The organism is Bacillota bacterium, from assembly GCA_013314855.1.
Lineage (GTDB): Bacteria > Bacillota > Clostridia > Acetivibrionales > DUMC01 > Ch48.
Window position 1 is genome coordinate 1 of record JABUEW010000113.1, and the last position, 13,683, is coordinate 13,683.

The following is a 13,683-nucleotide window of genomic DNA, read 5'->3' on the forward strand; positions in this document are numbered from 1 at the left end:
GAAGATGGGAGCCCATGATTTTTCAAGCTTTTCAAGGATTTTTGGGTTCATCCACTGGGTACTGTCAAAAAGTGTTTGCTGGTTATGATTATGGTTCGCTCTGAACATTCTACCCTCTCCTTTGTATACCAAATATGTTTATATTTACTAGGTTAAGTATACCATAAAAGCGCCTTGAAGTCCAGTATTATCAATGGTTTTGTGTGATTATCAATGGTTTTGTGAAGTTTTCAATGTGCAAGCTTACCAGTTTTATACAGGAGTTATTGCAGTGGAATCATATTACATTTGATCCATTTCTTGTGGATAAAGACAGGGGAAAATTGATATGATTTTGGAAAATTTTTGTATCAGTTAATTTTAAAAATATTAAGAGTCCGCAACTGCGGAAAAGTGAAAATGAAGATAGGTGCATCCAGCTTTACTTGATTCGTATCCAAAGATAAGCTAATATATAGACAATTAAAATATTTATAAAAAAGCATATATTGACATTAGCTCAACAAGCAAAACAGTCCTAGCCTGGAGGCATATGTGATATGTTAAACGATATCAAAATCCTTAGAGAATATGCAGACTATATATGCGAAGGATTAATTTTTATTGATAGTGACGGGAAAATTCAATTATTTAATAAAAAAGCCAGGGAGATATTCAGTATAAAACATATCAAAGATAGTAGCAGTCAACCAGGAAGCATAGCCAAAGGTGATATTGTGATAGTAGGTGACAGTGCCTTTGGCGGAGATGATGGAATTCTTATAAGTGAAGATCTCAATATATTGGGACTAACAAATCAAAATTCTATGTGTGGTGCTGCAATTGTTGCGATAAGCGTTTATGATGATCCAACCATAATGCCTATCTATAAATATACAAGAAAAAGAGGTAATGTCCTGCTAAGTATTATAACTGAGATGCTTGGTAAAAGAATCGTTGCCAGGATTGATTTTAGTAAAAGCGAAATATCCATAATAGTTGATAAAGAAGTGTTTTCAATAGCATACACCAAGGCTTCCGCTAATATAGTGATTCTGGACGGTAAAACCGGCAAGCTGAAATTTCATCTGACTAAAGATTACACCAGCAGGAATGTGAGCATTAAAGATCTTCTGATGGGAAAGCCGCATATAGATGAAGAGAATGGTTTAAAAGATGGAGATATAGTCGGAAGAAGTATATTGGAATTGCATGAATTTCTGCCAAATATAAAAGACTATTATGACGCTGCAAAAGGCAAAAACATCGGCTATATGGAAAAATATGTTGAAGTAAAAGGGAAGCCTACCCTTTGTACGCTTATTCCCATCTATATTAATAGAGAGAAAACAGGGGCTCTTTTGCAAATTCAGGATCTTTCGCAAATAAAGAAGCTGCTGGAGGAAAAGAATGAAGTATTGTATACGCTTGAAGATATTGAGAATGGTTTTAACGAGCAATCTAAAGACATAGATATTTTCCCTCAGATTATTGGTAAAAGCGCTCAGATTAAAATTGTAAAAGATCTTCTCCATAAAGTATCCAAATCAAATTCATCCGTACTTCTTCTTGGGGAAAGCGGCACAGGGAAAAGTAAAATGGCCAGAGAAATACATAATGCAAGCAGAAATGCCGATAAGCCGTTAATACAAGTTAATTGTGCATCTATCCCTGAAACGCTCATGGAAAGTGAATTTTTTGGATATGAAGGAGGATCATTTACCGGAGCAAGGAGAGATGGGAAAATAGGATATTTCGAAATGGCAAACGGCGGGACTTTATTTTTAGATGAGATCGCGGAAATTCCGGCGTCAATGCAAGCAAAACTTTTACAAGCAATTCAAACAAAAAGCTTCTATAGAGTAGGGGGCACCAAAAAAATCAATGTGAATGTTAGGATTATTGCCGCAACAAATAGAGATCTGAAAAATGAAATCAAAGAAGGAAGGTTTAGGGAAGATCTCTACTACAGAATAAATGTGTTTCCTATATTTATTCCCGCTTTAAGAGAGAGAAAAGAGGATATACCTTTGCTTGTCAAGGGGATACTTCCTAAAATATGTGAAGAGATAGGCTGTGAAAGCATGACGATTTCTGAAGAAGCTTTGGAGAAGCTTACTTCATATAACTGGCCCGGAAACATAAGAGAATTGGAGAATATATTGGAACGGGCTGTAACTATTTGTGAGAGAGGTACTATCTTATCTGAACATATAAATTTTAATGTAAAGATGAATGAAGTATTTGTGATGCCAAGCATTAAAACATTAAAGGAAGAAATAGAAGATGCTGAAAAAAAAGCAATACTTAAGGCACTTCATTATTTTAACGGAGATAAAAAAGAAGCAATGAAGGCCTTGGGTATTCACAAGACTTGCTTATATAAAAAACTCACAAAATATAGTATTGAAATTCCATAATTCATTTGCTCCGCGATCGCGGAATACCCTCATTAAGTCAAAAATATGAGGATACAGTTAGCATTTTGGTTTTTACCGATATTGCTTTCCGCGAACGCGGAATAAAGTTTTATCTTGTAACCGGAGGACTTGAAAATCCTCTGTTTTTTTTGGCATACATATTGCTTGTTTTAATAAATAAGATGAAAACTGCTTCAAATTATTGATCAAAGGGGGGCTTATAATGACAGTTTATATTTTAAAAAGGCTGTTCGCAGGTATTTTATCATTGTTTGTCTTAATAACCATAACCTTTTTTCTGATGCACACTGTTCCCGGAGGACCGTTCAGCCCTGCTGAAGAAAGAAAAATTCAACCCAGCATTTTAAAAAAAATGGAGGAAAAATACGGATTAAATGATCCTATCCATGTTCAATACATCAACTATTTAAAAAATCTTCTTAAAGGAGATTTTGGTATTTCCTTCAAACGTCTGGGTACCACAGTAAATGAACTTATTTATAGAGGATTCCCCGTATCAGCAAAAGTAGGCGCAGTTGCTGTTATAACCTCCCTATTGGTTGGTATACCTCTGGGGATAATTTCTGCCATTAAGCGTGGAAGTTGGGCAGACTGGGCGTGTATGGCATTTGCAACAATAGGTATATCTATTCCCAGCTTTGTTATAGCAGTCCTTATACTATATTTGTTCGCAGTGGTTCTAAAACTGTTTCCTACATTCGGACTTACTACTTGGAAACATTATGTACTTCCTGTAGCCGGCTTATCTTTGGGACCTATAGCATATATCGCCAGACTTACAAGATCAAGTATGCTTGAAGTTATGTGTCAAGACTATATACGTACTGCAAAATCTAAAGGTGTCCATGATTTCTTCGTAATTACAAAGCATGCACTAAAAAATGCAATCATACCGGTTGTGACTTATCTTGGCCCCCTTGTTGCAGTGCTTTTAACAGGAGGTTTTGTTATTGAAAGACTATTTTCTATTCCTGGTATAGGTAGAGATTTTGTAAGCGGAATAAGTGACAGAGACTATTCGGTAATACTTGGTATGACAATATTCTTTGGAACCTTTGTAATCCTTGCAAACATAATTGTAGATATACTTTATGCTCTGATTGACCCACGCGTAAAAATTGATAAGTAGGTGATAAACATGAATAATACATTATTCAAAGAAGAATTGGACATAAATAATATCCCGGTAGAGCTGTTTGAAAGAAGCAATGATTCTAAAAAACTAAATGAGAGTATATCTCGTAAAAGCAAGTCCTATTGGCAAGATGCATGGTCCCGCTTTAAAAAAGATCCTTTTGCAATGATAGGTCTTTTTATAATTATTATTATGGTACTTTCTGCTATATTCGGCCCTATGTTATCTCAATATACCTATGATGGTCAAGCTATAGCCGATCAAAATCAAAGTCCATCATTCAAACATTGGTTTGGTACAGATAAGTTTGGCCGAGATATATTTGTTAGAGTTATGTACGGAGCCAGAATAAGCTTGACAATAGGTTTCACGGTTGCAGCTATCAACATGGTCATCGGGGTAATATATGGGGGTATTGCAGGATATTTTGGCGGCAGGGTGGACATGATTATGATGCGTATTGTCGATATAATGATAGGAGTACCGTCATTGCTATATATAATTTTAATAATGATGTTCCTTGGTAATACGGTAAAAAGTATTTTAATCGCCCTTTGCCTTACATATTGGATTGGAACCGCAAGAATAGTCAGGTCCCAGGTACTTACGCAAAAAAATCAGGAATATGCTCTTGCAGCAAAAGCTATCGGTTCATCAAACTTAAGAATACTATTTAAACATCTTATTCCAAATAGTATGGGCCCGATAATCGTTACAGTTACATTTCTAATACCCTCGGCAATATTTTCCGAGGCTTTTCTCAGCTTTCTTGGAATAGGAATTCAAGTCCCAATGGCAAGCTGGGGTACACTGGCTAATGAGGCCATACCTACAATATTTACTCGTCCATATCAAATGTTTTTTCCTGCCCTCGCTATTAGCATAACCATGTTTGCACTAAACTTCATAGGCGATGGTCTTAGAGATGCATTGGATCCAAGACTTAAAAAATAAAAAGAAGGTGATAACGTGAAATTGCTCGAAGTCAGCAATCTGAAAACAACGTTTTATATAGACGACGGCAAAGTACAAGCAGTTCGTGGAATATCCTTGCATGTAGACAAGGGTGAATCCTTGGGTATCGTTGGTGAATCAGGCTCAGGTAAGAGTGTGGCCATGCTCTCGATAATGAGGCTTTTGCCCGATAATGCAAAAATAGAAGCAGATGCTATAAATTTTAATGGTATTGATTTGCAAAATAAAAGCAGCAGATTTATGAGAAAAATACACGGCAATGAAATCGGTATGATATTTCAAGATCCTATGACATCCCTAAATCCCCTTTTTACTATAGGAGATCAGATCATGGAACCTATCAGTATACATCAAAAAGTATCCAGGAAAGAAGCTAAAAATAAAGCCATAGAAATGCTTCGATTAGTTGAAATACCAAATCCGGAAAGCAGACTGAATCAATACCCTCATGAGTTTTCAGGAGGCATGAGACAGAGGGTAATGATTGCAATAGCAATATCCTGTAATCCAAAGCTTCTTATTGCCGATGAGCCTAGTACTGCTTTGGATGTTACAATACAGGCTCAGATACTTGATCTTATGCGTGATTTAAAAAATAGGTTAAATACCTCCATTGTAATTATCACACATGACCTGGGCGTAATAGCAAATATGTGCAGCCGTATAATCGTAATGTACGGAGGTACCATCGTAGAACAAGGCACTGCGAAGGAATTATTCTATAATCCGAAACATCCCTATACTTGGGGGCTATTGAGATCTATACCAAGTATATCAACCGATAAAAGGAAAAAACTGATACCTATACCGGGCAGCCCCCCAGATTTACTTATGCCTCCAAGAGGTTGTCCTTTTGCACCAAGGTGTGAATATACCATGAAGATATGTGACCAATACGCACCACATCATACAACATTAACGGATACTCACCATGTAGCGTGCTGGCTTATGCATCCAAACGCTCCAAAAGCTGAAAGGGAGGCTGCATTTTATGAATAATGCGAAAGAAAATCTTATCGAGGTTAAAAACCTGAAAAAATACTTCGAAATAAGGAAAGGGTTTTTAGGTAGAAAAATCAAACTGCTTAAGGCTGTGGATGGTATCAGCTTTACAATAAGGAAAGGCGAAACTTTTAGTCTTGTCGGTGAATCCGGCTGCGGCAAGACAACGGCAGGTAGAACGCTAATCAAGCTTTATGAGCCGACCTCCGGCAAAATTATATATGATGGAAAAGAAATAACGGATCTAAATGATAAAAATATGTTCCCTTATAGAAAAAAGATGCAAATGATATTTCAAGATCCCTATGCTTCTCTTGACGCACGTATGACGGTAAGTGAAATAATAGGTGAACCTCTGGATGTACACAATCTGTTTAAAGGAAATGATAAAACGAATAGAATTAAACAGCTTATTGATATAGTAGGACTTAAAAGCGATCATATGAACCGATATCCCCATGAATTTTCAGGTGGACAACGTCAAAGAATCGGTATTGCAAGAGCTCTAGCGGTGGAACCGGAATTTATCGTATGCGATGAGCCTATATCAGCCCTTGATGTGTCCATCCAAGCTCAGATAGTAAATATGCTGGAAGAGCTTCAGGAGAAATTCGGATTGACATATTTGTTTGTCTCCCATGACTTATCCATGGTAAGACATATATCCCACCATGTGGGCGTTATGTATTTGGGAAATCTTGTTGAATATGCAGAGGTGAGTGAGCTATATACCAATATGCAGCATCCATACACGAAAGCTCTTTTATCTGCGGTGCCAATAGCAGACCCTGATGCTGCTGAGAAAAGCCAAAGAATATTACTAGAAGGGGATGTACCCAGCCCTATGAATCCTCCAAGCGGATGTCCCTTTAGAACCCGCTGCAATTACTGCATGCAAATATGTATTGAAGAGAAGCCCAAACAAAAAGACATCGGTAACGGACATATGGTAGCTTGTCATTTGATGAGGTAATCCCTTTAGTATGATCTCGAAAACAAAAGGATACTGCGTCTGTCAGTATCCCTTTGTTTCGTCTATATCAATTATCTATATTCCTGCCAAAAAAATCGTAATTCATCCAGTTTTGGTCCAGCCATTCCTTTTCTTCCCCATCTCTTATTCCTTTGATACTAAATGTTTTCCTATAGAAAATGTTCTTTCCTGTTTTTCGCTTTCAGCGTCCCAGGTTATAACAATCATTTGATCGTCCAAAACCCTATATATATCATCAAAGGTCAATCCCCTAGCATCAAATGTTATTTTTTGATAGGCTTCCGCTATAATTTCATTTTGGTTGTTTTTTATATATCCTTGGTACTCAACTGTTGCTGCTAGTCTCTGATGTCCGAAAATTGTCGGTGTTTATTGTCCTAAATTTGCTGGCCAATCTGACCAGAAGATTAAACTTTTTGGGTTTATCGCAACCGGCATTACCGGTTTAAAATAAGGGCCGGCTTTCTTCCCCCGGGTGGGGGAAGTTTCAACCGTATAATGCCCTCCGCGGGCGCTCGGGTCGCTCCCCAGCGTTGCCCTATCCTCCCAGGAGGAGAAAACCGGCCCTTGTAATGAATCAAAAAATTGTAATCTGGAGTCCAGCCAACATTATCTTGACTAACTCTTTTCGCTTCTTGCCGATGATTTTAGTGATAGTCGGATTTAGGTCTTTATTAAACCCAAATAATTTCTTGCCATGGATTGTGGCATAATGGTGGAGCAGCTCCCGCAGCTCATATTCACTCAGTTTCATTGATATGTACGCATCACTGGCGGCATTGATTTGAGCAGCCATTTGCTTAACGGTTAATGGGTTGGTGATGAACCGGATTTGCTCTTTTGGTTCCGTTTTTTCTCCCAAATTACTCCGTCTTGTCATGACAGCTCACCACTAATGACCAATTTGACCATATGGTCATCAATGATACGACGGCCATTTTGTGCACCATACAGCAGGCAATGCGTACATAGCTTGTTTATGAGCCTGGCCGAACCACTGGAGAATCTGTAAATTTCGTCAATTGCCGCATCAGAAAAGATTTCCTTATCACTTCCTGCGTAATCAAGATGTCGGCGAACGTATTCCCCGACCTGGGAGCGGTCATAGTGGCTCAATTTACACTGAAGGTCAATCCGCTGCCGTATAGCGGCATACGCCTGAAGCTGGAATTTATCCCATAGTTCCGATTGTCCCACCAGGATTAAAGCCATGGGACTTTGGGAGTCCATTTTAAAATTTAATAAAAATCGAACTTCCTCAAGCATTTCTCGATCCAGTAAATGTGCTTCATCCACGATAACCACTGGCCTTAAGCGATGGATGCCCCGCATAAGTTCAATTTCCCGATGGAGTTGGCGTTTAGCATCACCACGGTAGAACTTTGCCTCGCAGCCCAATTGCTCCAGTAAACCCTTGTAGAAATGCCGGGGTGTTAGCTTTGAGTCTGCTAAATAAAGAACCGTAAATCGAGATGGATCAAGAATGTCTTGGAACCGGCGAATGGCGGTGGTCTTTCCAGTGCCACAATCACCGGTGATAACAGCGAACATTTGGCGTTCGGCAGCATATGTCAAGCGACTTAGAGTCTCTTCGAGCATTATGGACTGATAGAGTTGATCTGTCGGGATATCTCTTGAAAATGGTGTACGAGTTAAATTGTAGAATTCCTCAAACACGCCGTTCACCTCCCTTTGATACATTTCTGTAGGAGATGGCCGGTACTTGTTGTTCCTTGCGCTGTTGGTTTTTCCTTTCTGCAGCACTGAGTAGTCTAGATGAATCGGTTTTTTGTTCTGTTAGATGCTCTGGAAGTTTAGGCCGCTGGCCGGTTCTTTCACCGATTATCAGTTGCCGTGCCCTCCAGGAGCCGTGTCCTTCATATTCTATGGTAAGTTCACTGGTATCTGCCGGGTCATAGATAACATCTACAGTGCATCCTATGAAAGAAAGTCCAACCTCATATTTCTTCCCTTCAAAACTGATGCACCCGGCTTTATCCACTTTTCGCTGTTCGCAGTGCAAAAAGGCTTGGGTTATGATATCTGGATCAAGAAACTTTAGGGGTTTCTTGTCACTGCGGTAGGCTGTTTCCGGGCTCATGCCGTTTTCCAGAGCCGAATGGGGTTTGTTTTGATAGCATTCTTCCAGCCAAACTTGAAACAAAGCATTTAATCTTTCCAGCGTCTGAGGCTTTTCTAGTGCTGCTTCGGCAAGAAATGAATCAACCACACGGTTTATCCTTTCAACTTTCCCAGTAGCCTCTGGCGAATATGGCTTTGCATAGAGTAAGCGAATGCCCATCCTGGCACAGGCTCGTTGCATCCATTTGGTTCGATACTGGCTCCCGTTGTCGAAGAATACAGCTTCAGGAACACCATATTTCAAGATGGCTTTTCGGAAACAGTCTTCCACGATGACCTTGTCCAGAATGGGGTAAAATTCACCATGAAGGACAAATCTGGTTGCGTCATCCACAAAAAGGACCAAGTATACCTGTTTCTTAACACCATCCTTGCCGATAGGCAGATACGGTCCGTATTTTATGTCCGAATGCCATAGCTTGTTGCGCCAGCGTTGCTGGAATCTGCGGGCAGCAACCCCAGTACTGGAATACAGCTTCATCTGCCTTGTGCTGTAACCCCGGTTGGCCAGGTGTTCCTGCAGGGTACTGCGTTTGATTCTGCCGGGTTGTACCAAACCCTCCCATTCAAGAATCTGAATTATTTGCGCTACACTTCGGCTAGGTACTTGCCTGCGCAACAGAATGGCCTGTTCAAGTATGTTGGGGGGTATGGCCTCTTGGATTCTTCTCTGGCCTTTGCCTTTGGGTTTCAGCCCTGCAAACCCGGCTTCCCTGTATTGCGCCATATATCTGCGCAGGGTACGTTCGGATATGCCGGTTTGTTCACATATTCGTATTTTGATTTCTTTAGCCTCAGCAGGATCTAAGCCCTCGGCCAACAAGGGTGATAGAAGCTGCATCCGCTGCTGGGCAATGTCCTCCGCCTTTTTTTGGTCTTTCATGTTGAATCCCTCCTTGTTTTGGTTTCAACATGAGTGTATATTACGGCCATCAGGACATAAATGCAGAACGGGTATGCAGCCAATTATTTGTATTTACTATGGTTCGGACAGTTCTGGCCAGCCAGCCTGCTGATTCGCCCATCAAGTCTTTAATCTGCTGGCGGGCAGGACTTGTTCGGAATTTTGTTTCTAGACCCAGCCGGATAGCCACTGCAAACAGGCATCCAGCGATGTATGATTCTACCTCAGCAAACCAGTTCTTTATCCGGTAGATGCTGCTGTTTTCACAGCAAATTTCGGTAGTATTATCATCAAGGACGGCTTCAATAGCCGCACAGGTATACCTTTTATATGGCACCAGTATGTCAGGCAGTTCATGGTGAATCTTGCGGCAGTTCACGCAGCGGAGCCGTCGGATGACGAAAATGATTACTTCACCATCACCATGCCGGGCACGACGTTTTCTACTGCCAATAACTTTAAGATCCGGACTGCCGCATACTGGACAGATACTATCTTCTTCACTTATGACATAGCAAATGTTGCTGTTATCCTTGGCATAAATTAATTTATACTTTACAAGGCTTATCATCAGCTATTAATTCCCGCAGCACTTTTTGTATTTTTTGCCGCTGCCACAGGGGCAGGGGTCATTACGGCCAATCTTAATTACACTTACAGGTGTGTTTTTGTTCATAGTTTTGCTCTTTTTGGCTCCAGTCAGTGCCTTAAGCTCCTTATCCAGTTCAGCTGCTTTTTGATTGTTGCTCAAAGAAGTATAGATATCAATTGCCCTGTCAACAACATCGGCCCTGTCTCTCAGGTTCTTTTCCCTCAAGGCTTTGCTGATAATCTCTTCTGCCTTTATGTAATCGGGTTTGATGTTTTTGGTACCAAAATAGTAGCAATCTGACCAACCGATGTAACCCCAGCCCCAAGCCGGGTCATCGGCCAGCCAATTCTGAAAAAGCCGGTCGCATTCTTCCTTGTTACCAAGGGCATAATGGGATTCTGCTATTGCCCGGCGGGTATTTTCGATTAGTAGTTCATCCGAATTACCGCTTAACTTTAGTAGTTCTTCACAGTATTGAATTCTCTTTGAAAAATAGATGGGATCATCTTGAGCAGCATTGTATAGGTTTTCTTCAAGGTCCTGGACGAAATTCATGATGAATTCGGTCCACTTGTATTTGTCATCAAGGGTTGGTAGGTCTGGGACTTTATCTTCAACCATAACAGTCTTAATGTCTGCCCAAGCTTCAAGCATTACATCGCAAGCCTTACCAGCGTTTTTATCTCGAAGCAGCTTGTACCCTGCACTAATCTTTTCATCAATTAGCCTGTACTTTTCCATAACGATTCCCCCGTTGTTCCGGTATTTACAGTTCATCTTACCACATTTACCCTATCTGAAACAACGGTCAAATATTTCAACAAAACTTGGTCAGGCAATTCCGTCAGCTTTTCGCCATTAAGGCTCGGCTAAAACACTGTACCCCCTTTCAGATACTAATACTATTTTATAATATATAAGATAAATTTTTAACTGTTTTAGTTTTTGTTGTTAAACTAAGGGCATAGAAAACTTAAAGTTTTCTATGCCCTTAGTTCTATTACTCACACATTATATATCCATAATCAGATCCTGTACCTACAGTATAATAGAATCCGTATAGGATATTATATATTTCAATTTCACCATCAATCTTGATATCGTATTCTTCTCCACTCTTGGGACAAGGGGACAGGTCCCTTGTCCCACCCATTCCTTGTCTTCGCCATCTCTTACTCCTTTTACTCTTGCGCAGGCAAGGGCACAGGGTAGACAAGTCCTTAGTTCTTTGTCTGGCCTTCTCTTATAATACTAAACAGTTCATCCACCAATTGCTGACTAATTTTTGTCTGTATATAGTAATAATTATCATCAGGCTCAACTAGTTGAAACATAACAGTTCCATCAGTACTTATTGAAAAACCATAAAGATGGCCGATTTCTAAATTATTGCTATATTTTGTTATTTCTTCGTTGTCATTTTCAAATCTTGCACTAACATTAATTAGAGACGAAAAATAATTCACAGGCCTCTCTCTGAACTTTCTGATATTATTATAGTTTGACATCTGATTATACAACTTTTCAATCAAGTGGTTATCTTCTATTGTTATCCTTTTTGCGCTTTCATTAACATATACTCTATTCTCTCTTACAATTAATTCTTTTGGTATCTTTAGATTTAATTTATCCATACGTTCGAAAGTAGCATTATAAGAATAAATATATAGCCCAACTATTATTGCAATTGGTAAAAGTGCAATTGTTAATACTATTAGCTTCTTCATGCCTACACCCTTCCTTCTAACCTAACCAGTAAACAAATGATGCCTGAAAACTCTGTAGAAATAGGAATGGCGGCTACTGCTGTAAAGTCTATAGAGAAACGGTAACCGCCATGATGAATTGAGTATGCAGCAAAGGATACTCTAATTACCATAAAATTAATCAATATATATCTTATACTATCTACTATCCAGCATGAGGAAACGAGTCAACTGGTTCTTTCCACGGAGTATGAATAATCTCTATGAAGTAAACTAAAAGTCTATTTAATAGGTATTTCTATAGACCAGTTTTTATTGACCTTTTCAAGAACATTTTCTATTACAATTTTGGCAGAGGTTAATATGGTTGGGTCTTTATCATTTGGTATCTCAAACAAAAACACGCCTCTATTGAAATTTCCTTCTTTGTCAAAAATATTAAGCGTATCTCCTTTTATAACTATATCATCAATAATTAATGTAGGTTTTCGAGGTATTATATTTAATACATCTATTGAAGTATACCCGACAAGAAATTGTTTTTGATCATCAACATCTTTAATTTTTATTTTATCAAACTTGATCCAATTTTTGTTATCTAGTTTTAGTACTTTTTCTACGTTTTGACTCTGGGTAAGCTCAAAAGTAACAGTTTCTGGTTTGATAGCTCTGTGAATCATAACAGGCGGGATTTGCAGATGCAAACTTTGGAAATCTTTTTTATTCAATTTAAAGTCTAAAAGAAAACCGTTTTTGTTAAGTTGATAACTATTTGTTTCTTCATGGCTATTATCATCATATTGCAGAAATGGCAATTCTATGAATTCTATTTCATTACGTGAAGTTTGTAATATTAATGATAGATTATCGTTGCTCTTATTTAAATTCGATATTTCAAAAGCTATATCATCATATTTATTGTTTATAGTACTATTAGATGCAAGAGCTATAGATGAAATAGACAATACCAATGTTATTAGTAGCCAAGTAATTGTCTTCTTATTTATTTTCATTATTTATCCCTCCCTTTTAATAATGTAGTATGTCGTCAATACTGCCGTCTTTGAAGAAAAATATAGTCCAACCTCCTAAAGGGCCTTCAAAGCCCCATATACCTGCAACCATATTACAGCAAACATAGTACCCATCAGCCTTCTTTTTAAAAGGATTATAGAATTCATCTACTGTAGATTCCAACCTTGCTGTTTCGCCTGGTCCAATTTCATATTCAGGCTCCAAAGTGCCGCCAGTCCGAACAGCCCTGCTTCCATCTCCTTCAAGAATTTCGTGTAGAAACGCGTTTACAGTTCCGGATCCATAGTTATTTATCCATTGTGCAAGTTCATCTATATAGACAGAAGATGTTATGTTATCTTTATAGTAAACATAACAGGCTGTTTCAATACCATAGGGTTTCATATTACCCCAACCAGTTCCATGAACTGTAAAAGAGTCGGACGCTTCTACATAAATGGTTGTGCATAATAAAATGGTTAAAATCAAGGTCAAAATTGAAATAGTTCTTAATCTCATTATTTTACCCTCCTTTGAACTAAAGGTTTATAGTGTTGTCAATGCACTTCCTTTTTGCACCCTCCCAAGCACCACCTCTCCTCCTGCTCTCCTTTGCAACTAACATCATTCAACGTAGATACTTGCTGTCGTTGTCCCTGTCTCGTCTATCAACAGTCCGTCTTCCGCATAATGGTAGCTCTTTACCCTGTAGTAGCTGCCCCTTTCTACCGGGATAACCTTTGAGCCTTCCGCATAGATGGTTTCATAGTCGTAGAAAGTATAACTTATTAAGTCTACC

Annotated in this window: 15 protein-coding genes; 5 read left to right on the forward strand and 10 right to left on the reverse strand. The window is 38.9% G+C overall.

Going from position 1 to position 13,683, the window contains the following annotated elements:
* The first annotated feature begins 539 nt into the window (after positions 1-539).
* The 5 genes from HPY74_16145 to HPY74_16165 all read left to right on the forward strand — a co-directional run bounded on the left by HPY74_16145 (position 540) and on the right by HPY74_16165 (position 6,505).
* Complete coding sequence (locus HPY74_16145; GenBank protein NSW92174.1) at positions 540-2,399, forward strand: sigma 54-interacting transcriptional regulator; 1,860 nt, start codon at positions 540-542, stop codon at positions 2,397-2,399.
* Between the two features lie 223 nt (positions 2,400-2,622).
* Positions 2,623-3,549 (forward strand): ABC transporter permease, encoded by a 927-nt coding sequence (locus tag HPY74_16150; protein ID NSW92175.1) that lies wholly within the window; start codon positions 2,623-2,625, stop codon positions 3,547-3,549.
* Between the two features lie 9 nt (positions 3,550-3,558).
* A complete protein-coding gene (locus HPY74_16155; GenBank protein ID NSW92176.1) occupies positions 3,559-4,509 on the forward strand; it encodes an ABC transporter permease in 951 nt (316 codons plus the stop codon).
* 15 nt (positions 4,510-4,524) lie between these two features.
* A complete protein-coding gene (locus tag HPY74_16160) occupies positions 4,525-5,529 on the forward strand; it encodes an ABC transporter ATP-binding protein (GenBank protein ID NSW92177.1) in 1,005 nt (334 codons plus the stop codon).
* Positions 5,522-6,505, forward strand: coding sequence for an ABC transporter ATP-binding protein (locus HPY74_16165; protein NSW92178.1), 984 nt, complete (start codon positions 5,522-5,524; stop codon positions 6,503-6,505). Before HPY74_16160 ends, HPY74_16165 begins: the two co-directional genes overlap by 8 nt.
* Before the next feature lie 598 nt (positions 6,506-7,103).
* Here the strand turns inward: HPY74_16165 and HPY74_16170 are convergent.
* From HPY74_16170 to HPY74_16215, 10 genes are all read right to left on the reverse strand, one after another.
* Positions 7,104-7,406 (reverse strand): TIGR04540 family protein, encoded by a 303-nt coding sequence (locus HPY74_16170; GenBank protein ID NSW92179.1) that lies wholly within the window; start codon positions 7,404-7,406, stop codon positions 7,104-7,106.
* A complete protein-coding gene (locus HPY74_16175; GenBank protein NSW92180.1) occupies positions 7,403-8,203 on the reverse strand; it encodes an AAA family ATPase in 801 nt (266 codons plus the stop codon). Before HPY74_16175 ends, HPY74_16170 begins: the two co-directional genes overlap by 4 nt.
* Entirely contained in the window at positions 8,196-9,551 is a 1,356-nt protein-coding gene (locus HPY74_16180) for a transposase (protein NSW92181.1), read from the reverse strand. The genes HPY74_16175 and HPY74_16180 overlap by 8 nt, the downstream gene beginning before the upstream one ends.
* Before the next feature lie 49 nt (positions 9,552-9,600).
* Positions 9,601-10,143 carry a hypothetical protein gene (locus tag HPY74_16185; protein NSW92182.1) on the reverse strand — a complete coding sequence of 181 codons (543 nt, stop codon included), beginning with the start codon at positions 10,141-10,143 and terminating at the stop codon, positions 9,601-9,603.
* 6 nt (positions 10,144-10,149) lie between these two features.
* Positions 10,150-10,221 carry an SEC-C domain-containing protein gene (locus tag HPY74_16190; GenBank protein ID NSW92183.1) on the reverse strand — a complete coding sequence of 24 codons (72 nt, stop codon included), beginning with the start codon at positions 10,219-10,221 and terminating at the stop codon, positions 10,150-10,152.
* Positions 10,222-11,164: 943 nt separating this feature from the next.
* Entirely contained in the window at positions 11,165-11,317 is a 153-nt protein-coding gene (locus tag HPY74_16195; protein NSW92184.1) for a hypothetical protein, read from the reverse strand.
* Between the two features lie 67 nt (positions 11,318-11,384).
* Positions 11,385-11,891: a hypothetical protein gene (locus HPY74_16200; GenBank protein NSW92185.1), complete on the reverse strand. Its 507-nt coding sequence runs from the start codon at positions 11,889-11,891 to the stop codon at positions 11,385-11,387.
* A 260-nt stretch (positions 11,892-12,151) separates the two neighbouring features.
* Positions 12,152-12,883, reverse strand: a complete 732-nt coding sequence (locus HPY74_16205) for a hypothetical protein (protein NSW92186.1) — start codon at positions 12,881-12,883, stop codon at positions 12,152-12,154.
* Positions 12,884-12,899: 16 nt separating this feature from the next.
* Positions 12,900-13,403, reverse strand: coding sequence for a hypothetical protein (locus HPY74_16210; GenBank protein ID NSW92187.1), 504 nt, complete (start codon positions 13,401-13,403; stop codon positions 12,900-12,902).
* 105 nt (positions 13,404-13,508) lie between these two features.
* On the reverse strand, positions 13,509-13,683 hold a 175-nt coding region (locus tag HPY74_16215; GenBank protein ID NSW92188.1), incomplete at its 5' end, for a hypothetical protein.